We start from the raw sequence: 21379 nt of genomic DNA, 5'->3' as shown, positions 1-21379 counted from the left end.
TTTTGGTTACCAGCCTTGTAGCCCGCCGTTTTCCCTGGCCCAGCCTGTTATCATTCAGCACAGTTGCATGACGATTTAATGGCAAAAGGGAAGTTTTCTGTGAAGAACCTGTTCGACCACCCACGCACCCGGCTCGTCGCTTTGGCGAGCCTGGTGCTGGTGATCCCACTGGGTACGCGCGCCATGCTGGGTTGGTCCAACCCGCTCGGTTATCTGTCCGACCTGGCCCTCGGCAGCCTGCTGGTCTTGCTGCTGCACCGCCGGCCGTGGTGGCTGGCGTTGCCGGTTTTGCTGGCCTGGGCGGCGCTCTGGGTGGCGTCGGCCGAGCTGGTGAGCGCGGTGGGCAGGCTGCCCACCAGCGCCGACCTCGGCTACCTGACCGACTCCCAATTCATGGAGAACTCAACCGGCGGCGGCCTCGCGCATGCCTGGTTGCCCTGGCTCTTGGCGGCCGGCGTGCTGGGCTGGTTGCTCAGCGTCTGGAGCAGCCGCGGCCAACGTGTCGCCCCCCTGCCCCGCAAGGCCTGGGCAGTTACGCTGCTGCTGTTTGGCGCGCACTGGGGCAGCCAACACCTGGCGCCTTCCGATGCCGAGCAGTGGCGGCAGTACAACCTCTCGCATCAGGTGCTGTCGGCCGGCGTCGGTAGCCTGCAGCGCCAGGCCCTGGGCTGGGCCGGCCAGGAACAGGTGGTCACGCCCTTGCCAAGCAGTGGCCTGACCCAGTCCGACCTGCATGGCCAGAAGCTGCTCAAGGCACCAGGCAGTGCACGCAACCTGTTGGTCATCACCGTCGAAGGCATCCCCGGGGCCTACATTCGCGCCAACCGCCAGGCCCTGCACAGCCGCTTCGACGAAGACCTGATGCCAAAGCTCAGCCGTTGGGCCGAACGCGGCATGAACACTCCGGATTATGTGCTGCACACCCACCAGACCATCCGTGGCCTGTACGCGATGCTGTGCGGTGATTACGACAAGCTGGCCAACGGCACGCCTAAGGGCGTCGAACTGCTGACCCAGAACGACCGTAATCAGGCCTGCCTACCGGCACAGTTGCGCCAGGCCGGGTTCACCACCCACTACCTACAGGGTGCTGGGCTGCGCTTCATGGCCAAGGACCGCATCATGCCGCACATCGGTTTCGATTCGGTGCATGGCCTGGAGTGGTTCCGCAACAAGAACTACCTGGAATTCCCTTGGGGCAAGGACGACCGCGCTTTCTTCGAAGGTGCCCTGGACTATGTCGGCCAGCTGAGGAAACAAGACAAACCCTGGATGCTGACCCTCCTGACCGTGGGCACTCACCAGCCTTATTCGGCACCGGCGGCTTACCTCGAGCGCTACGACACGCCCAAGCAGGCTGCCGTCGCCTACCTGGACGATGCAATCGGCGCGTTTCTCGATAACCTCGAACGCCAGGGTGTGCTCAAGGACACCCTGGTGGTAGTCACTTCCGACGAGTCCCACGGCATAGACGGCGTGCGCCTGGCATCCTCGTGGGGTTTCAACCTCACCCTGGCGCCGGAGCAGGCGGAGCTACCCACTATCAAGCGCGGCACCTATGGCCATATCGACCTGACCACGTCGCTGCTCGACTACTTCGCCTTGCCGATCCCCGTCGCACTGGGTGGCCGCTCGCTGTACCGCGATTACGACACTGGCCGCGAGATGATCGCCTACACCAACGGCATGCTGCGTTACCACAACGGCCAAGGCGTGTTCACCGAATGCGACTTCCAGCAGCGCTGCCGACGCTACGCCAGCGAAGGTTTCATCGCCGACCAGGCGCGCTACCTCGGCACCGGTGACGACATGCTCGGCCAGCAGGTCGTTACCCTGGCCGGCACCCTCGACCAGTCGCTGCTGCAAACGCCGCTCAACCTGCGCTACCAGTTCGGCGGCCCATCACCGATAAAGTTGCGCAAGCGCATTCACGATGACTGGGCCGACAACCTGATCGGTGCGCAGTACCTGGAGATGCCCGGCGGCTCGCACACCCGTGTACGGGTCAAGGTGCGCTCGCTGGACCCACGTCGTGCGGCCTACATTCAGCTCAAGGCCAAGCAACTGGAGCAAGATGTGCCATTGGGGCTGCCAGAAGAAATCCGCGTGACGGCGGATCAGCCACTGGAAATGGAGTTCAGCTTTGACAACCCGACCGAGCGCAAGGCGTTTTCCTTCCACCTGCTGGGGTATGGCGGCGGTGCGGTCGAAGTCAGCGACTTCAGTGTGATTACCGCATTACCTGGGGAAAGCGACGCGTCGGATGAACTGACCGACGACCCTATCGCCCATTCGGGCTGACGCCAAGCCCACCGTTCATCGCACCGCCTTCGATGCCTGTCGATCTGGCCCTGCCCCGCTCGACCAGTGCTGAATCCCTACCCTGGAGTCAGCACCATGAGCAGTGAAAACAGGCATGAGGTGGTCTCCCGCAGCCAGTGGCTGGCAGCACGCCGACAGCTATGGCTGCACGAAAAAGCCTTCACGCATCAACGCGACGAGCTGGCTGCAGCACGTCGCGCTTTGCCCTGGGTGAAGGTCGAACAACCCTATCGATTCCAGGGGCCGGAGGGCGAACTGAGCCTGGCCCAAATGTTCGCCGGGCGCAGCCAGCTGTTGCTCTATCACTTCATGTTCGCCGAGGGCTGGCGTGAAGGTTGCCCAGGCTGCTCTTTCCTGGCCGACCATTTTGACGGCGCGAACCTGCACCTGGCGCACCACGATGTATCGCTGGTGGCCGTCTCCCGGGCGCCCTACGCCGAGTTCCAGGCATTTCGCCAGCGCATGGGCTGGCAGTTTTCGTGGTACTCGTCCGCAGGTAGCGGGTTCAATGAAGACTTTGGCGTCAGCGTGGGCAGCGACGCGCCTCGGCAGTACAACTATGAGCCTTATGAAGGCAGCGAAAGCGAGTTGCCGGGGCTGAGTGCGTTCTACCTTGACGCGGACGGCAGCGTGTACCACACGTACTCAACCTATGCCCGCGGGCTGGACATTCTGGTCAATACCTACAACTTCCTCGACATTGCGCCGTTGGGGCGTAACGAGGCCGGAACCATGGACTGGGTGCGGCACCATGACCGCTATGAAGGGCAGACCGGCAAGGCGCATTGTTGCCATGACTGATGCAAGCCTGCCCTGAATGTTGCCCTGTAGGCGCAGCCTTGTGCTGCGAAGAGGCCGGTGAAAGCAGCGACGTTCACTGTGTAGCTTCCGGCCTCTTCGCAGCACAACGCTGCGCCTACACGCGTATTGCATGCCGGCTAGCCGCGCACACCAAGCATCCCGCGCTCAACGATGAAATCGATCACCGCCTGCAGCCCTTCGCCCTTTTTCAGGTTACTGAATGTCCATGGCCGCTGCGGGCGCATGCGCTGGGTGTCGCGCTCCATCACCTCCAGCGATGCACCGACGTAAGGCGCAAGGTCAGTCTTGTTGATCACCAGGAAGTCAGACTTGGTAATCCCCGGTCCGCCCTTGCGCGGGATCTTCTCACCCTCGGCAACATCTATGACGTAGATGGTCAGGTCGGCCAGCTCCGGGCTGAACGTGGCGCTGAGGTTGTCGCCCCCGCTCTCCACGAAGATCACTTCAAGGTTACCGAACTTGCGCGCCAAGGCCTCCACCGCCGCCAGGTTCATCGAGGCGTCTTCGCGGATCGCCGTGTGTGGGCAGCCGCCGGTTTCCACGCCGACAATGCGCTCAGGCTCCAGTGCACCGGCCTCGGTGAGGATGCGTTGGTCCTCTTTGGTGTAGATGTCGTTGGTCACCACGGCGATCTGATAATGATCGCGCATGGCCTTGCACAAGGCTTCGAGCAGCGCGGTCTTGCCAGAACCGACCGGGCCGCCGACACCGACGCGCAGGGGTTGTTGATAGCTTTGCATGAAGGCAGTCCTCAGGAGCGGAACAAACGGGTGTATTGGGTTTCATGTCGCGATGAAGCAATCGCCAGCAATGGCAGGCCGCCACCGAGCTGGTCATCGCCCAGGGCCAGCGCCTGGTCGAGTACGGCGGGTAAGTCCTGGCCCAGGTCGCGCAGCAAGGTTTGCGCCGCCTGCTGGCCGAACGGCACCAGCTTGACCCCGGCCATCACTGCGCCTTCGAGCCAGGCGAAGCCAATGCCCAGCGCCAACTGACGCAGCGGGATCGACCAGTAGGCGCCGAGCCAGGCCATACCGCCCAGTTGGCTGAGTTCAAGGCTGGCCCGCCAGGCGGGGTCCTGCCCCAATTGCCAGCCATCGAGCAGGCGTGCCAGCGCCGAGCCACGCTGTTGTTCTTCCAGGCGCAACTCCGCGGTTTCCCGGTTGGCCAGCAGAAAGCGGCTCCATTGGCTGAATGCTTGGGCATCCGTGGCCAGGCAGGCCTGATACAGGCGTGTCAGCACGGGCCAGTCGACGCAGCCCAGGGTGTCGTGCAACTGCTCGCGCTGCCAGGCACTGAAGCTGGCGATATCCTGCACCCAACCCGCTTCGACGGCCCACTCCAGGCCTTGCGAGTAGGTGAACCCACCCACTGGCAAACCCGGGCTGGCCAGTTGCAGCAAGCGCAACAGCGCCAGGTCGCTGTCCATCAACCGGCCAGTACCAGTGCGGCGCCGGCCAGCAGGCCACCACCGAAGGCTTTTTGCAGGCCGCTGTGGCGGCGCAGCAAGCAACCCACCGCGAACCCGGCCACCAGCAGCAGGCCGCTGACGGTCACGAAGCCAGCACTGAACTGCCAGAACGCGCTGGGCGTGGCTTCAACGCCATGCGCCCAGCCGTGAAACAGGGCGAACACCGGCATGGCCAGCGCCAGCAACAGCTGGCGGCTAGGCAGCAACAGGGCCCCGGCGGCGACCAGCAACGACACGCTGATCATCGTTTCCATGCCCAACACATCCCCAAACAGATGGCCGCACACCGCGCCACCAAACATCGCCGCCAGGGTTGCCAAGGGCAAGGTCAGGTTGCGTCGGGTCAGCGCAGCGAGCACGCCAGTACCCAGCAGCATCAGCAAGTGGTCCAGGCCGGTCAGCGGGTGCAGCAGGCCGTCCTGCAACGGGTTACTGTCGTGGCCGGGGTGGGCGAAGGCCGGCACCGCCAGCATCAGCAGAAACAGGGCGAACGTCTTTTTCATCAGTAGCTCCAGGGCAGTTCAGGAATGGGCAGGCAGGCGCACGAATGGGTGGTCGTTGCCATGGCTGTGGCTATGGCTGTGCGGCGCGCTCTGGTAGGCGCCCGCCTCGGGTTCGAACGGTGCCAGTTCGGTTTCCACCGTCAGGCCCAGGCCACGCAGCATGTCGTCCAGCACATAGTCGTGCTGGTAGCGCAGCAGGCCAGGTTCGATCTGCAGCGGCACATGACGGTTGCCTAAGTGGTAGGCGGCCCGTGCCAGCAAGTGCGGGTCGGCGCAACGTACCGTCGACACCGTTTCTGGTGCGGCCAGCACGCGAATGACCTGGCTGCCATCGGCATCGGCCAGCAGTTCACCGCCGCGCAGCAGGTGGCCGCGTGCGAGCATCAGCCCGGCGTCGCGGCCGTCGTCGAGGGTTACCCGCAGGCGGCTCTTGATGCGGCTGTCCACATCCAGGGTGACGGTGCCGGTTTCGGCAAGCGAGCCGGGTTCGGTGACCCGGCGAGTCAGGACTATCATCTGTGCTCCTTCAGAACAGGAAGTAACGCTGGGCCAGCGGCAGTTCGCTGGCCGGTTCGCACACCAGCAACTCGCCGTCGGCACGCACCTGGTAGGTCTGCGCATCGACTTCGATGACCGGCTGCAAGGTGTTGTGGACCATGTCGGCCTTGCGCACCCGTCGGCAGCCGTGGGCCACACCGATCAGGCTGCGCAGGTTGAGTGCTTCGGCCACGCCGCTGTCCATGGCGGCCTGCGACAGAAAGGTCATCCGCGTGGCGTGCCGCGCCGCGCCCAAGGCGCCGAACATCGGCCGGTAGTGCACGGGTTGCGGCGTCGGGATCGAGCCATTGATATCACCCATGGGCGCGGTGACGATCATCCCGCCCTTGATCACCAAGGCGGGCTTGACCGCAAAAAAGGCCGGGGCCCACAGCACCAGGTCAGCCAGCTTGCCCACCTCCACTGAGCCCACTTCATGGGCAATGCCGTGGGTCAACGCTGGGTTGAGGGTGTACTTGGCGATGTAGCGCTTGACTCGGAAGTTGTCGCTGTAGCTGTTGTCCGGCGCCAAAGGCCCACGGCGCAGCTTCATCTGGTGCGCCACCTGCCAGGTGCGCAGCACCACTTCCCCCACGCGGCCCATGGCCTGGGAGTCGGACGAGGTCATGGCGAACGCACCCATGTCATGCAGGATGTCCTCGGCAGCGATGGTCTCGCGGCGGATGCGTGACTCGGCGAACGCCACGTCCTCGGCGATGCTCGGGTCCAGGTGGTGGCAGACCATGAGCATGTCCAGGTGCTCGTCGACAGTGTTGACGGTGTACGGCAAGGTCGGGTTGGTCGAGGACGGCAGCACGTTGGCCTGCCCTGCAGCGCGGATGATGTCTGGCGCATGGCCACCGCCTGCGCCCTCGGTATGGAAGGTGTGGATGGTGCGGTCACCAATGGCCGCCAGGGTGTCTTCGATGCAACCGGACTCGTTGAGGGTGTCGGTGTGGATCGCCACCTGGATGTCCATTTCCTCGGCCACGCCCAGGCAACAGTCGATGGCTGCCGGGGTCGAGCCCCAGTCCTCGTGCAGTTTCAGGCCGACGGCGCCCGCCGCGATCTGCTCGCGCAATGCCTCGGGGCGCGACGCATTGCCTTTGCCCAGCAGGCCAATATTGATGGGCAGGCTGTCGGCGGCCTGGAGCATGCGCGCCAGGTACCATGGGCCAGGGGTGCAGGTGGTGGCGTTGGTACCGGTGGCCGGCCCCGTGCCGCCACCGATGAAGGTGGTGACGCCGCTGGTAAGGGCCTCCTCCACCTGCTGCGGGCAGATGAAGTGGATGTGCGAGTCGATGCCGCCAGCGGTGACGATCTTGCCTTCGGCAGCGATCACCTCGGTGCCTGGGCCGACTGGCACGGTGACCCCTGGTTGCACATCGGGGTTGCCGGCCTTGCCAATGGCAGCGATGCGGCCGTGCTTGACGCCGATGTCTGCCTTGACGATACCCCAGTGATCGATGATCAACGCGTTGGTCAGCACCAGGTCCATGGCTTCGGCCGCCAGCATCTGGCCTTGCCCCATGCCATCGCGGATGACCTTGCCACCGCCGAACTTGACCTCTTCTCCATACACGGTGAAGTCTTTCTCGACCTCCACCCACAGCGCGGTATCGGCCAGGCGCACGCGGTCGCCCACGGTGGGGCCGAACATGTCGGCATAGGCCTGGCGGGAAATACGGCTCATGCCCTGCCCTCCAGTGCGCCCATCACCTTGCCCTGGAAGCCATAGACCTCGCGCTTGCCAGCATAGGCAACCAGTTGCACGGTGCGGGCCTGGCCCGGTTCGAAGCGCACGGCGGTGCCGGCTGGAATGTCCAGGCGAAAGCCCAGGGTAGGCGCACGCTCGAACACCAGTGCGTCGTTGACCTCGTAGAAGTGGTAGTGCGAGCCGACCTGCACGGGCCGGTCGCCGTGGTTGGCCACGCTGACGCTCACCGTCGCGCGGCCGCTATTAAGCTCGATGTCGCCGGCGGCGACCTGGATTTCACCTGGGATCATGCTGGGCTCCTGGGCTGTATCAGACGATGGGGTCATGCACGGTCACCAGCTTGGTGCCATCGGGGAAGGTCGCCTCGACCTGTACGTCGTGGATCATTTCAGCGACGCCAGGCATAACTTGCTCATGGCTCAACACTTCACGGCCCAGGCTCATCAGCTCGGCCACCGTGCGGCCATCCCGGGCGCCCTCGAGCACGGCGGCACTGATCAGCGCCACCGCTTCCGGGTAGTTGAGTTTCAGGCCGCGGTCCAGGCGCCGCTCCGCCAGCAACGCGGCGGTGAACAGCAGCAGTTTGTCTTTCTCTCTTGGGGTCAGCTCCATGGCGCTTCTCTCAGGTAGCCCAGATACGCGGCGGGCATGCTGGCAGGCCGAGGACGGCCGGGCGCAAGGCATGCCAGAGGCGTTGCAAGGTGTGTTGCAGGTGTTGGTTGTCGTGGTCGAGCAGGCGGATGACCAGCAGCGAGCCGATCAGGGTGGCGCCAGCGGGGTTGTCCAGCTCATCGAGCAAGGCCCGGACGTGGTCCAGCAGCGCAGGGTCCGCCGGGGCGGCGCAAAAGGTGGCGACCAAGGGATGCCCACCGAGCTTGCCTAATTGCCCGCCTTCGATGCGCAGGCGCTCGTACAGGCCTGGGTCATCGGGCATTTCGATGTGCAAGCGGCTGTCGAGGGCGCCGTGGTCGAAGCGTTCATTCATCACCGGGCGGCCCAGGCACAGGGTTTCCCAGGCCAGCAACCGGGCGCCTGGCGCCAGGGTGAAGCGGCTGTCGAGGCTGGCACGGGCACCGGCGAAGAAAATGCTGTCTTGAGGCAGCCATTCCAGGGTGCTGTCGGCGGCCAGGTGAAAACGCTGGGCCAGCCGTGCGGTCGGGCCAATGCTGCGGTAGAACTTGCTCGCGCCGGGCATGGTCAGCAAGGCGTGGCTGCCAGGTTCAAGGTGGATGTCGAGTTCCAGCCGGTCACCGGCAACGATGCCGCCGGGCGGATGCAGCACATAGACATGGCACGGCGCGCCCTCGGGATAGAAAGGCCGCTGCACCAAAAGAGGTCCAAAATGCCGCCGCGCACCAAGGCGGGTCACACCGTCGCGTTGGGTAAAGCGCAACTGCAGGAAGGCGCTCCAGCCTGCGTCGTCTTGTTGTTGTTCGATCTGCTCCGCGAGCGACATCCTGCGGCCCCTGATATCCGTGGCCTGGTGGCCGTTTAGAGGGCCCGGCAGGCGGCGCTTGAGGGCTGCCAGCCTGACCACTCGATCAAATTCTCAGGCTGGATATAGCAGGTTGCGGGCCAACTACGCAGGTGAACAAAAATGAAATCGTCAGCGCGACCGCTCTGGCATCGGGCACACAGGGGTGGCGCGCACAAAGCGAGGGCGCACGAAGGCCCTGTTTCGGTGCCGGAATGTAATCAGCTTTGTTTTTTGTAGGAGCAGCCTTGTGCTGCGAAGAGGCCGGTGTAAGCACCTGCAATCTCCACTGCTTACACCGGCCTCTTCGCAGCACAAGGCTGCTCAGACAGCTATGCAGTGAGGCTTCAGTAATCGAAGCGGTCTACCGCCCGCCGCCGTTCGTTGTCATCCCGGCGATCGTAACTGGCCGTGGTCTGGATATTGGCATGGTGCGCGAGTTTCTGGGCAATCGACAGGTCGTGCTCTTCAATAACCCGGGTGATGAATGCACGGCGAAAATCATGGGGCATGATCTTCACACCCACCTGGGCACCGCGCTGGCGCGCAATGTAGTAGATCGCATGCTTGGTGATGCGGGCGCGGGTAATGTGGTTACCCCGGCGAATACGGTTGAACAGGAACGGGTCGTCCGCTGCCCCCTCCGGCAAATCGTTGCGACGCAGGTCGAGCCACGCCTGCAGCTTTTCGAACGCCCAAGGCGGCGCATACTTGATCAACTGCCGGTTGCCCTTGCCCAGTACCTGCAGGCTGCGAGCATCGAAGTCGACCTGGTCCAGGTCGATGTCGACCGACTCCGACTTGCGCATGCCGGTGCCGTACAGCAAGGCAATGATCGCTGCGTCGCGCACACCTTGCGGCCGAGGGTCGGCCGCGCACACGTCCATCAACTCACGGATCAGGCTGCGCCGCAGGTTGCGCCCCGGTGGCAGGCGGCTACCGGTCGCCGGCTTGACCTCGCGGATCCTCAACAGCTGCTCATGGTCGATCAGGCCCTGGCGCCACGCCTCGTTCATCACCCCACGCACCGCATTCACATAAAGCGACGAACTGTTAGGGGCGTACCCATCCTCGCGCAATGCCGCTACCAAGCCGATCACATGCCCAGGTTCGAGCAAGTGCCACGGTACATCGACAAGGTTGCAGTCGACGAAACCCAGCCGGTCGGCCGCGTCCTGAAGGATGTAGCGCATGGTTTGCTGGCTCGACGGCGCCAGGCGGGCCATGTACTGCAGCAGCGGGTTTTTCGAGAGATCGGTCACAACGTGAATCCTGTAGCGACGCTTGGACCGGTACGGGGGCAGCCAAAGCGTGAAGCGAGTCTATTCGACATGAAAGCAAGCCCAAATGACAACGCATGGCCATTCGGGCTTGGAGCAGTGCCATCACCCTGATATTCAAGGGGTTTGAAGACGGCGCGGAGGGTAATGTTACCCCAACTGACGCCCGCATAACGAACCCAAGCCCGCCTACCCGTCCACAGCTTGACCAGCGGTGAACGGCGCCAAGGGCAGCGGCAAGCGTCACGCACCGCCCGACCGCCACCAACTGGGAAACATCTGCTGAACCCGCGGTTCGGCAAAGCGTTCGTCGATCAACACCAGCACGCCTTGGTCCTGGTCCCCCCGAATGACCCTGCCCGCCGCCTGAATGACCTTGCGCACGCCTGGGTAGAGGTAGGCGTAATCAAAGCCTGCGCCAAACTGGCGCCCCAGGCGCTGCTTGAACTGCTCGTTGACAGGGTTGACCTGGGGCAGCCCGAGGGTCGCGACAAACGCCCCGATCAAGCGCGTGCCGGGTAAATCGACCCCTTCCCCGAACGCGCCCCCCAGCACCGCAAAACCCACCCCGCAGCCATCCGCTACGAAGCGGTCGAGAAATGCCTGACGCGCCTCTTCATCCATGCCTGCCGCCTGCGCCCACAGGGGAATGTCGGCATGCCGCTCTGCCAGCAAGCCGGCCACCTGCTGCAGGTATTCGAAGCTGCTGAAAAAGGCCAGGTAGTTACCGGGCATGCGCTGGTACTGCTCGGCGATCAGCGCGACGATTGGCGCCAGCGAAGCCTGGCGTTCTCGGTAACGGGTCGAGACCTGGCTGGCGATGCGTACTTCGAGTTGTTCGGCGCGAAACGGCGCTGCCACCTCCAACCAGGCCGTGTCGGCCGGCATGCCGAGCAAGTCGCTGTAGAAATGCCTAGGGCTCAGCGTGGCGGAAAACAGCGTCACACTGCGCGCCGCCTGCATGCGTGGGGCCAGCAGCCGCGCCGGGGTGACATTGCGCAGGCACAGGGTGGCCAGGCGCCGCTTGCGCTGGCCTTCGCGCTGGCTGATGTCGAAGATGAAATGCTCGTCGAACAATTCAGCCACCCGGCTGAACTGCAACGCCTGGTAGAAGAACTGCAGCACCTGCGCATCTACCTCGGCTGGTGCCTGATTCATGCGCTCCTGGATCAGCCCGATGCACTGCTGCAGGGCGCGTATGAAGGCCTCCGGCAACTGCTCGCTGGCCTGATACGGTGCACGCTGCTCTTTGTACAACGCGTTCCACTTCCGGTTGAGGCGGTCCAGCGCACGGGTCAGCCCTTGCGGTTTGCTCTGGCGCAAGGCGAGCAACTGGCTTTGATCGAGGCTGGCGCTGTACATGCCGCGACCGCGCTCGACCAAGTTGTGCGCTTCGTCCACCAGCACCGCCACCCGCCATTGGTTAGCCTGGGCCAAGCCGAACAGCAAGGCATGGGCATCGAAGTAATAGTTGTAGTCGGCCACCACCAGGTCGACCCAGCGGGCCATTTCCTGGCCCAGGTAATAAGGGCAAACCTGATGCGCCAAGGCCACCTCGCGCAGGCTGGCACGGTCCAGCAACGGCACCCCTGCTGCAGCCTCGCGCGCGGCGGGCAGGCGGTCGTAGAAGCCTTGCGCCAACGGGCAGGACTCGCCATGACAGGCTTTGTCGGGGTACTCGCAGGCCTTGTCGCGGGCGATCAGCTCCAAGGTGCGCAAGGCCGGTTGCGGCGTGGCATCGGTGATCTGGCGCATGGCATCGAGGGCCAGCGCACGGCCCGGCGTCTTGGCCGTCAGAAAGAACACTTTGTCGAGCTGCTGCGGCACCATCGCCTTGAGCAACGGGAACAAGGTGCCCAGGGTCTTGCCGATACCGGTACTGGCCTGGGCCATCAGGCAGCGGCCGGTGCTGACGGCCTTGTACAGGGTCTCGGCCAATTGCCGCTGGCCCTGGCGGAATTGCGCATAGGGGAACCCCAGCGCCTGCAGATCGCGGTCACGCTCGGCCAGTCGGCCTTGCTGACGCTGCGCCCAAGCCAGAAAGCAGCGGCACTGGGTATCGAAGAACGCTTGCAGCGCGGCAGCCGTGTGGTGCTCGCTGATCAGCGTCTGGCCGTCGCTGTCCACGTCCAGGTAGACCAGGGCCACTTCGATGGCCGGCAATTGCCGCGCTTGGCACATCAACCAGGCGTAGACCTTGGCCTGGGCCCAGTGCAGTTGGCGATGGTTGGCCGGCTGGCGCGCAAGGTCGCCGCGGTAGGTCTTTATCTCTTCCAAGCGGTTGCAACTAGGGTCGTAACCGTCGGCTCGGCCTCGCACCCGCAGGCTTTCAAACTGCCCCTCAAGGGCCACCTCCGACTCGTAATCGGCCGCACGCCGCGCCACTACCCGACGGTGCCCCTCGATGCCTTCCTGGGCCGTGGGCGACGGGGTGAAGCGCAGGTCCAGGTCGCCAACCTTGGCACTGAACTCGCACAGGGCACGCACCGCCACGCTGTAGCTCACGCCGCCTCGCTCCAGCGCACATGGCACACTGCAACGGGCAAACCTTGGGCACGGCAGAACTCTAGCCAACGTAATTGGTTGTCTTGCAGGCGGTCGCCCGGCCCCTTGACCTCGACCATGCGGTAGCCGCCTTGCTCGGGCCAGAACTGGATCAGATCAGGCATCCCGGCGCGGTTGTTGCGGATGTCCTGCAACAGGCGCAGAAAGCACTGCTTCAGGTGCGCGGCCGGCAGGCAGGCCAGTGCCTGTTCGAGCAAGGCTTCGCTGAGCATCGGCCAGAACACGAACGGCGACTGCAGGCCGTGCTTGGCGGCGTAGCAATCGAGAATGGCCTGGCGGTGGCTACCCTCGTCGAGCCGCCCCAGGCAGCGGTCGAACAACGCACTGCGCCGTTGCTGGAAGTCGCTGTCGTGCAGGTCTTGTGGCGCGGCCTGGAACGGGTTGAAAAAGGCACCCGGTACCGGCGCGAAAATAGCCTCCCAGCACAACAGGCCGAACAAGCTGTTGAACAGTGTGTTTTCCACGTAATGAACCTGCCCGCCGGCCTCGGCCAAGTGCTGGCGCACAGCCTCCTCCACACCCAGGGCTGCGTGTTCACGCGGCAGCTCAAGTTCGATCAAATGCAGCGGCGCAGCACGCTGGCGACGTTGTGGCGGGCCGCCAAGTTTGCGGGCCAGGCGCGGCAGCATGCGTTCGAGCGCCTGCACCTCCAGCGCATTGGCCGGGGCCGCGGCCAGCTGCTGTGCCAGCGCATGGGCCTGCGGCCATTGTTCGCTACGTTCCAGTACACGCACCTGACGGATTCGCGCTTGCGCATGGCTGCACTGGCCGTAGACAGCCATGGCCTGGTCCCAGTCGCCCTGGCGCTCGCATTGCTGGCCCAGGGCAAACAGCAGGCGCGCATGGCGCCGGGCCAACCAAGGGTTGTCACTGTGCAGCCCTGCCATCGCCCCCAGAATCGACAGCGGATCATCGCCCTGCTCCAGCCGCTCGGCGCACTGGTGCAAGGCCATGGCCAGATCGACCTCGGCGCGATGGCGCAAGGCGCGCGAATCGGTGCTGAAAGGCACGTGCTCGTAGCGCAGCAAGCCCAGGTCGGCGAGCACGAAGTCCGACCAGTCCTGGTAAAGGTTGCCGAAGAACAACAGGCGCATGCGGTCACACAGCGGCTGCAGGCACCACTGGAAAATGCGCACGTCACTGCCGGGGAACCACGCCTGCAATGGCCTGGCCGTTAGCCCCAGGGGTTGAAGCTGTGCGAGCAAGTCGTGCTTGGCGGCGCGCGGCCGGCTCAATTGGGCGGCGAAGCACGAAGCCAGTTCGTCCTTGCGCAGCAAGCTGAACAGCTGCTCCAGCTCCAGATGCGCAGGCTCCCGAACCCAACCCAACGCCTGCAACGGCTGCAAGGCCAGCGCGGTGTCGCCGATCTCGGCATAGGTCAGCTTGTCACTGCGAAACAGCTCGCCCTTGCGCATGACCATACGCACCATCAAGGCCTGCGCCGGCGCCTCCAATTGCGCAAACGCCTGGATGAACGCCAGCTCCTGGTCATCGAGCAGGTCTTCATAGCGCTGCTCGACCCATAGCAGCACCTGGCGGAAGTTATGCAGGTAATAGAACGGGTCGTCGACAGAATGGGCGATCACGGGGCAAGGTCGGGCAGTGAATGTGGGCACTGGTTATACATACAGATACCCACACCTGACAAGTGCCGTAGGTCCAGTGGCGCAGTAGGGCTGTTACTCGGTCACCCCAACCATCGGCCCCGCCTCGGCCTTGGCACTGCCGATCGGTGCCTTCAGCAGCAGGAAGTAAGCCACCGCCGAGCACAGTGCCACGATCGCGCTGATCATGAATGCCGTGTTGAACGAACCCGAGTACTGGATGCTGAAGCCGGTGACGATCGGTGCCACGGAGCCCGCAATGTAGCCGCCGAAGTTCTGGATCGAGCCAAACGACGCCACCCGCGGGCTGTCGACGATGGTGTTGACGATCATCCACGCGGTGGCACTGGCCATGTTGATGCTGAACAGCGCCAGGCACAGCAGTACCACACAGCCGGTCAGGCCACTGACGAAGGACAGCGGCAAGGTGAACAGCGCCGCCAGCACCAGGCCGGTGATCACGCTGAATTTGCGGCTGCCAAGGATGCTCATGCCGCGTTTGACCAGCAAGTCACAGAAGCGCCCCGCGACGATCGTGCCCGCCGCACCGAAGCCATAGGCCAGCGAAACCACCCAAGCAGTCTTGTACAGGTCCAGGCCGTGCTCACGTTCAAAGTAGCCGGGCAGCCAGGTCAGGTGCAGCCAGAGCATGTAGATCACGCCCATGAAGCCCAGTACCGCCCCCCAGGTGCTGCGGTGCTTGAACAAGTCGAGCCAACCCGCAAAGTACGACACCTTCGGCGCCTGTGGATTGGCCGCAGGCAGCGGCTGCTTGGACTCGGTAGGCAACGGTTTACCTTGCGCAGCGAGCTCGGCCAGGTACTGCGCCTTGCTCTTGTAGAAGCTCAACCAGCACACCGCCAGCACCACACCGATCAACCCGGTGATGATGAACATGCCGCGCCAGCCGAAATTGACCATGAACAGCGTCAGCAAGGGTGGCGCCAGGCATGGGCCAAGGCAGGTCGAGGACCAGACGATACCGGTCGGGGTGCCGCGTTCGTTGGCATCGAACCATTCCGACAAGGCCTTGGCCGCCGAAGGGAACATCGGCGCCTCGCCAATCCCCAGCAACACGCGCAAGCCCATGAAACCGGCAAAGCTGCTGACCATGCCAAAGGTGGCCTGGGCCACCGACCAGGCCAGCAACGAGGCGCCGAGGGCGATCTTGCTGCCCAGGCGGTCGATGATCATACCCATCGGCAACTGGGCAAAGGCATAAGCAATGGAGAAGGCCGACAACAGAATGCCCATCTGCGAGGGGCTGATCATCATGTCTTTCTGGATCGAGGTGTTGGCGATCGACAGCGCGCTACGGTCCAGATAGTTGACGATGCCAATCAACAGCAGGAAGACAACGGTGAGGCGCTGATACTTCTTCATAGGGTTCATTGGGTGGCCTTTATTATTATTGTTGCGGCGCCTTCAGCGCCTTGGCGATCCGTCGGTCCTGTTGCGTTCATCCTTGGTGCGGCAACCCTCAAGGTTGACGCGCAGTTACCGCCGCCTCGAGCAGGCCGCGCCGGCTCAGGCTGTCGATCAGCGCACGCAGGCCGAAGCCCCACTGCGGCGCGAGGTCGCTGGTGGTGACGCGGTTGCACAGGGTGCCCAGTTGCGCGTTGCTGATGGCGACCAAGTCGCCGGGCTTGTGGGTAAAACCGTTGCCTGGCTGGTCGCGGTCCTGCTTGGGCGCGAACAGGGTACCGAGAAACAGCACCAGACCGTCGGGATACTGGTGGTTTTCGTTGAGGGTCTGCTGCACCAGGTCCTGGGGGTCGCGGCTGATCTGGCGCATGGAGCTGCGGCCGGACAGGATGAAGCCGTCCTGGCCCTCGACACGCAAGTCCACTTCGGCGTTACGCACATCGTCCAGGCTGAAGCTCTCGTCGAACAGGCGCAGCAATGGCCCCAGCGAGGTGGAGGCGTTGTTGTCCTTGGCCTTGGACAGCAGCAAGGCACTGCGCCCCTCGAAGTCGCGCAGGTTGACATCGTTGCCGAGCATGGCGCCCTTGATGCTGCCGTCGCTCGACACCGCCAGTACCACTTCCGGCTCCGGGTTGTTCCAGCTCGACTTGGGGTGGATGCCGATGTCGGCACCATGCCCGACCGCCGACAGTGGCTGCGCCTTGGTGAAGACTTCGGCATCCGGGCCGATGCCCACCTCCAGGTATTGCGACCACAGGCCCTGCTCCACCAGGACCTTGCGCAGCGCTTCGGCCTGGGCAGAGCCCGGGATGATCTGGGAGAGGTCTGCACCGATGCGGCTGGCCAGCGTATCGCGGATGGCATCGGCCTTGGCCGGGTCGCCCTTGGCTTGCTCCTCCACTACTCGCTCCAGCAAGCTGGCGGCGAAGGTGACACCGGCGGCCTTCACCGCTTGCAGGTCGATCGGTGCCAACAGCCAAGGCAAGCGCGCGTCACGCTGGCCAGGGTCGCTGTTGGCCAGCAGCGCCGGCAACTCGATCAACGCGTCGGCCAAAGGCAACGCACGTAGGTAGGCCACCGGGTCGGCCACTTCCAGCAGGGCCGAAACCGTCGCCACATGGGCGCTGATATCGTGCACGGCGCCGGCCTTGACAAGCACCACGGCGGGGCCTTGATCCGGCAGCCAGACGCGCCCCACCCAGCTGCCGGTGTCGAACACGGCAAGGTCGTGGCTTAGCGGCAGTGGCTGGTTGGCATTCGATTGGTCTGTCATGGGTGCACCCTTGTTGTCATTGTCATTCATTGGGAAAGCGCCTGCGATCGGGTCGCCAACTGCAGCTGCTCGGCCAGCCGGTCGAGGTCGTCGAGCACTGGCTGCGACAGGCTCAGGCCCTGCACCAAGGCTTGCCGGCGCAACGCCAGGCCGGCTTGCCCAGGCAGGCGCACCGGGCGCTCGGGGTCTACCGGTCGGCTGGCCATGATCAACCGCCCGAGGAAGCTGGTTTCGTCGGTAAACGCTTGCAAGCCGCCGAAATAGCGCGGGTCGATGACCACGGCGGTGGCGGACGCGCCCCACTGGTCCGGGGCGTCTTTGCGGCCATGGCCGGCCAATGCCGAGGTCAGTGCCTCGACCAGGATTGCCAGGGCAAAGCCCTTGTGGCCAAAGGCCTGACCACCCAGTGGCAGGATGCTGCCCTGAGGCGTGGTGAAGAAGTCACGCGGGTCATCGCTCAGGTGGCCATCGTTGCTCATCAGCACCGGGTGCGGCAGCCGGCTGCCGGCATCACGGCACTGCCCGACCAGGCCGAGGGTTACCGTAGACATGCTCACGTCCAGCAGGATCGGCTCACCCTGGGTCGGTATACCGGCGGCAATCGGGTTGGGCGTGAACACCGGGTCGACCCCGCCATGGGCACAGACCAGCCCCACGGACGGGTCCGAGGAATACACCATGGCCACCAGGCCACGGTCGGTATAAGGCTTGAGGTAAGCCGCCAGGCAGCCGATGTGCGCGGCCCGGCGCACCACGGCAATGCCGATGCCCTGTGCGCTGGCACCTTTGGCCGCGCAGTCGAGGGCCCGGCTGACACAGTACGGGCCAAGTACGTAATGGCCGTCGAAAAGACTGGAAATGCCGCTGTCCGACACCTGCTCCAGCGCCTGGGCCTGCGCCTTGACCTGCCCGCTGAGCATGCCGCCGATATAGCGGCTGACCAGGTTGAGGCCGTGGGTGCGATGGCCTAGCAGTTCGCCTTCGAGCAATACCTGGGTCACCACTTGGGCGACCTCGGCATCGGCACCGGCTTTTTCAAACAGTTGCTCGACGAACCGGGTTAGCGCCTGCACGTCATACCGTTTGGTTTGCGTCATGCCTGTCACTCCACGGTCAGTTCAGGGCTGCGGTGCTGGGCTCGCCGTCCACCAGGCGCTGGATGCCCAACGGGTTGGCGTTCTGCAGGGCGGCGGGCAGCAAGGCGTCAGGCACGTTCTGGTAGCACACCGGGCGCAGGAAGCGGTCGATGGCCAGGGTGCCGACCGAGGTGCCGCGGGCGTCCGAAGTGGCCGGGTATGGGCCGCCGTGGACCATGGCATCGCACACCTCGACCCCGGTGGGGTAGCCATTGAGCAGCACGCGACCCACCTTCACTTCCAACGCACCCAGCAAGTAGCCGTAGGCCGCCAGGTCGGCATCGTCCGCCAGCAACGTGGCGGTCAGTTGGCCGCGCAAGGCTGCCACCGCGCGCGTCAGCTCGGCTTCATCGGCAACCTGAACCACCACTGTGCACGGGCCGAACACTTCTTCCTGAAGCAGCTCGTCCTGCTCCAGCAGCAGGCTGACATCAGCCTCGAACAGGTGCGGTTGAGCCTGGTTACCGTGTTGCGCCTGGCCACTCAACCGCTTGACCCCAGGGTGGGCAATCAAGGCCTGCAAGCCCTTGCCATAGCTGCCCAGGGTGCCAGCGTTGAGCATGGTCTGCGGCGCTTGCTCTGCCATGTGCCCGGCCAACTGCTCGACAAAGGCACTGAACGCTGGGGAGCGAATGCCCAGGACCAAGCCCGGGTTGGTGCAGAACTGACCACAGCCCTGCACCACCGACGCGGTGAGGTCCTTGGCCAGTTGCGCACCGCGCGAGGCCAAGGCCTGGGGCAGCACCAGCACCGGGTTGATGCTCGACATTTCGGCGAACACCGGAATCGGCTGCGGCCGTGCCGCCGCCATGTCGCACAGCGCACGCCCGCCCTTGAGCGACCCGGTAAACCCGACTGCCTGGATGCCGGGGTGCTTGACCAAGGCCTCGCCAACCCCGCCGCCGAAGATCATGTTGAACACACCGGCTGGCATGCCCGTCCGTTCAGCGGCACGAATCAACGCTTCAGCTACGCGTTCGGCAGTGGCCATATGGCCGCTGTGGGCCTTGAAGACGACCGGGCAACCGGCCGCCAGGGCTGCTGCGGTATCGCCACCCGCTGTGGAGAACGCCAGCGGGAAATTGCTGGCGCCGAACACCGCCACCGGGCCCACACCGATGCGGTACTGGCGCAAGTCCGGGCGTGGCAACGGCGTGCGCTCAGGCAGGGCCTGGTCGATGCGGGCGCCATAGAAGTCGCCACGGCGCAGCACCTGGGCGAACAGGCGCATCTGCCCGCTGGTACGCCCCCGCTCGCCCAGGATTCGCGCAGTAGGCAAGGCCGTTTCCTGGCAGGTCAAGGCAATGAAGTCTTCGCCGAGGGCGTCGAGTTCGTCGGCAATGGCCTCCAGGAACTCGGCGCGGCGCACCGCTGGCAGGTTACGAAACAGCGGGAAAGCCGCCGAGGCCGCGCCCACGGCGTTGTCGACTTCGGCCAAGGTGGCCTGATAGAAACCGCCGGGCAGGCGCTCGCCGGTGTAGGCGTCCACGCTGTAGACCAGGGTTTGGCCCAGCGCGCTGCGCTGGCCGGCAATGAAGTTGTGTCCGCTAACGTGCATAAAAGGTTGCCTCAAATTCGGGAGTGGGCTGTCGATCAGGTCACGGCGCCGATCTGCCAGGGCACGAACTCGTTCTGCCCATAGCCGTGCTGTTCGCTTTTGCTGCGCGCGCCGGAGGCGATGCGCAGCATCTGTTCGAAGATGTACGCGCCACGCTCTTCGATGCTGGTGGAGCCATCAGCGATGCCACCGCAGTTGACGTCCATGTCCTCTTCCTGGTGCTCGAACACCCGGTTGTTGGTCGCCAGCTTGATCGACGGCGCCGGGGCGCAGCCGTAGGCCGAACCGCGGCCGGTGGTGAAGGCAATCAGGTTGGCGCCGCCTGCGACTTGGCCGGTGGCCGAGACCGGGTCGTAGCCCGGCGTGTCCATGAACACCAGCCCATGGGCGCGTACCGCTTCGGCGTACTGGTAGACGTCGACCAGGTTGCTGGAGCCGGCCTTGGCCACCGCACCCAGCGACTTCTCGAGGATGGTGGTCAGGCCGCCCGCCTTGTTGCCGGCCGACGGGTTGTTGTTCAGTTCAGCGTTCATGCGCTGGCAGTAGTCTTCCCACCAGTGGATGCGTGCCACCAGCTTCTCGCCGACTTCGCGGCTTACGGCGCGACGGGTCAGCAGGTGCTCGGCGCCATAAATTTCCGGTGTTTCAGACAGAATCGCGGTGCCACCGGCCGCCACCAGGCGGTCGACGGCATTGCCCAACGCGGGGTTGGCGGTGATCCCCGAGTAGCCATCCGAGCCGCCGCACTGCAGGCCAACGATCAAGTGGCGGGCGCTGACCGGCTCGCGTTCTACCTGGTTGGCCTGGGCCAACAGCGCCTTGACCTGCTCAATGCCAGCAGCGATGGTCTTCGAGGTGCCGCCAATGCCTTGGATGGTGAAGGCGCGCAGTTGCGTGCTGGTGGTAAGCCCTTGGGTCTCCAGCAGGCTTTCGATCTGGTTGGTTTCACAACCCAGGCCGATGATCAGCACGGCCGCGAAATTGGGGTGTACGGCATAGCCAGCCAAGGTCCGACGCAACAGGCCCAAGGCTTCACCGGAAGGGTCTACTGCGCAGCCGGCACCGTGGGTCAAGGCCACTACACCGTCGATATTCGGGTAGTCGGCCAGCGCTTCGGGGTGGATGTCGCGGCGGAAATGGTCGGCCACGGCCCGGGCCACGGTCGCCGAACAGTTCACCGAGGTGAGAATGCCAATGTAGTTGCGGGTGGCTACCCGGCCATCGGCACGCACAATGCCCTGGAACACCGCCTCAGCGACCGGCGTGCTGCGGGCATCCACGCCAAAGGCATAGTCGCGGGCAAAATCACCCATCTGCACGTTGTGCACGTGAACATGGTCGCCGGCGTCGATGGCCTGTGAAGCAAAACCGATGATCTGGCCGTAGCGGCGCAGGGGCTGGCCCTGCTCCACGCGCTGGGTGGCGACTTTATGGCCTGAGGGGATCGCCTGGCGGACGATGATCCCTTCTGCGTCGAGGTGCAAACCTTCAGGCAAGGCCTGGCGGGCGATGAGAACGTTGTCCAGCGGGTTGAGGCGGATGACGGCAAGGTCACCAGAGCGGGCAATCAGTTGCATGAGACCTCTCAAGGCGGTGCGGCTGACTTCTTGTTATGGCGTCGCCCGTTCGATACCGGGCGAATCTGCAACCACTGTAAGAAGCCTTGCGCAACATTCCCAATGAGATGATCCGATC

General features: G+C 64.5%; 18 protein-coding genes. 2 read left to right on the top strand and 16 right to left on the bottom strand.

The features are described 5' to 3' along the window. Nucleotides 1–99: 99 nt before the first annotated feature. Nucleotides 100–2301, top strand: a complete 2202-nt coding sequence (locus tag ACMCNM_RS13805) for an LTA synthase family protein (protein WP_412764630.1) — start codon at nucleotides 100–102, stop codon at nucleotides 2299–2301. 96 nt (nucleotides 2302–2397) lie between these two features. Further along, on the top strand, nucleotides 2398–3123 hold the full coding sequence (locus ACMCNM_RS13800; protein WP_412764629.1) for a DUF899 domain-containing protein: 726 nt from the start codon (nucleotides 2398–2400) through the stop codon (nucleotides 3121–3123). Nucleotides 3124–3260: 137 nt separating this feature from the next. Here ACMCNM_RS13800 and ureG read toward each other — a convergent pair whose 3' ends face one another. From ureG to ACMCNM_RS13720, 16 genes are all read right to left on the bottom strand, one after another. Then, nucleotides 3261–3884, bottom strand: coding sequence for an urease accessory protein UreG (ureG, locus tag ACMCNM_RS13795; RefSeq protein WP_010953755.1), 624 nt, complete (start codon nucleotides 3882–3884; stop codon nucleotides 3261–3263). 11 nt (nucleotides 3885–3895) lie between these two features. Further along, on the bottom strand, nucleotides 3896–4570 hold the full coding sequence (locus ACMCNM_RS13790) for an urease accessory protein UreF (protein WP_412764628.1): 675 nt from the start codon (nucleotides 4568–4570) through the stop codon (nucleotides 3896–3898). Next, nucleotides 4570–5115: a HupE/UreJ family protein gene (locus ACMCNM_RS13785; protein WP_099429542.1), complete on the bottom strand. Its 546-nt coding sequence runs from the start codon at nucleotides 5113–5115 to the stop codon at nucleotides 4570–4572. Before ACMCNM_RS13785 ends, ACMCNM_RS13790 begins: the two co-directional genes overlap by 1 nt. Before the next feature lie 18 nt (nucleotides 5116–5133). Then, nucleotides 5134–5631, bottom strand: coding sequence for an urease accessory protein UreE (gene ureE / locus ACMCNM_RS13780; protein ID WP_186702711.1), 498 nt, complete (start codon nucleotides 5629–5631; stop codon nucleotides 5134–5136). A gap of 10 nt (nucleotides 5632–5641) precedes the next feature. Further along, nucleotides 5642–7345: an urease subunit alpha gene (ureC, locus tag ACMCNM_RS13775; protein WP_412764627.1), complete on the bottom strand. Its 1704-nt coding sequence runs from the start codon at nucleotides 7343–7345 to the stop codon at nucleotides 5642–5644. Beyond that, nucleotides 7342–7659, bottom strand: a complete 318-nt coding sequence (locus tag ACMCNM_RS13770; RefSeq protein ID WP_085273499.1) for an urease subunit beta — start codon at nucleotides 7657–7659, stop codon at nucleotides 7342–7344. The genes ureC and ACMCNM_RS13770 overlap by 4 nt, the downstream gene beginning before the upstream one ends. Before the next feature lie 19 nt (nucleotides 7660–7678). Further along, entirely contained in the window at nucleotides 7679–7981 is a 303-nt protein-coding gene (locus tag ACMCNM_RS13765) for an urease subunit gamma (protein ID WP_412764626.1), read from the bottom strand. 10 nt (nucleotides 7982–7991) lie between these two features. Continuing rightward, nucleotides 7992–8825, bottom strand: a complete 834-nt coding sequence (locus tag ACMCNM_RS13760; protein ID WP_027594758.1) for an urease accessory protein UreD — start codon at nucleotides 8823–8825, stop codon at nucleotides 7992–7994. A 365-nt stretch (nucleotides 8826–9190) separates the two neighbouring features. Next, entirely contained in the window at nucleotides 9191–10105 is a 915-nt protein-coding gene (gene xerC, locus ACMCNM_RS13755; RefSeq protein ID WP_027594757.1) for a tyrosine recombinase XerC, read from the bottom strand. A gap of 261 nt (nucleotides 10106–10366) precedes the next feature. Continuing rightward, nucleotides 10367–12628: an ATP-dependent DNA helicase gene (locus ACMCNM_RS13750; protein ID WP_412764625.1), complete on the bottom strand. Its 2262-nt coding sequence runs from the start codon at nucleotides 12626–12628 to the stop codon at nucleotides 10367–10369. Further along, nucleotides 12625–14274, bottom strand: a complete 1650-nt coding sequence (locus ACMCNM_RS13745; RefSeq protein ID WP_412764624.1) for a VRR-NUC domain-containing protein — start codon at nucleotides 14272–14274, stop codon at nucleotides 12625–12627. The genes ACMCNM_RS13750 and ACMCNM_RS13745 overlap by 4 nt, the downstream gene beginning before the upstream one ends. 93 nt (nucleotides 14275–14367) lie before the next feature. Then, on the bottom strand, nucleotides 14368–15675 hold the full coding sequence (locus ACMCNM_RS13740) for an MFS transporter (protein WP_225876729.1): 1308 nt from the start codon (nucleotides 15673–15675) through the stop codon (nucleotides 14368–14370). A gap of 97 nt (nucleotides 15676–15772) precedes the next feature. Further along, nucleotides 15773–16990 carry a fumarylacetoacetate hydrolase family protein gene (locus tag ACMCNM_RS13735; protein ID WP_027594754.1) on the bottom strand — a complete coding sequence of 406 codons (1218 nt, stop codon included), beginning with the start codon at nucleotides 16988–16990 and terminating at the stop codon, nucleotides 15773–15775. A 26-nt stretch (nucleotides 16991–17016) separates the two neighbouring features. Next, entirely contained in the window at nucleotides 17017–18087 is a 1071-nt protein-coding gene (locus tag ACMCNM_RS13730) for an Ldh family oxidoreductase (protein ID WP_412764623.1), read from the bottom strand. A gap of 16 nt (nucleotides 18088–18103) precedes the next feature. Further along, nucleotides 18104–19684 (bottom strand): aldehyde dehydrogenase (NADP(+)), encoded by a 1581-nt coding sequence (locus ACMCNM_RS13725; RefSeq protein WP_412764622.1) that lies wholly within the window; start codon nucleotides 19682–19684, stop codon nucleotides 18104–18106. Between the two features lie 35 nt (nucleotides 19685–19719). Beyond that, nucleotides 19720–21261 (bottom strand): UxaA family hydrolase, encoded by a 1542-nt coding sequence (locus ACMCNM_RS13720; protein WP_099429550.1) that lies wholly within the window; start codon nucleotides 21259–21261, stop codon nucleotides 19720–19722. Nucleotides 21262–21379: the final 118 nt, after the last annotated feature.

The organism is Pseudomonas sp. NGC7, from assembly GCF_047159675.1.
Taxonomy (GTDB): Bacteria; Pseudomonadota; Gammaproteobacteria; order Pseudomonadales; family Pseudomonadaceae; genus Aquipseudomonas; species Aquipseudomonas kermanshahensis.
Note: the sequence above shows the minus strand (reverse complement) of the source record. Positions and strands in the feature narration are given on the sequence as shown.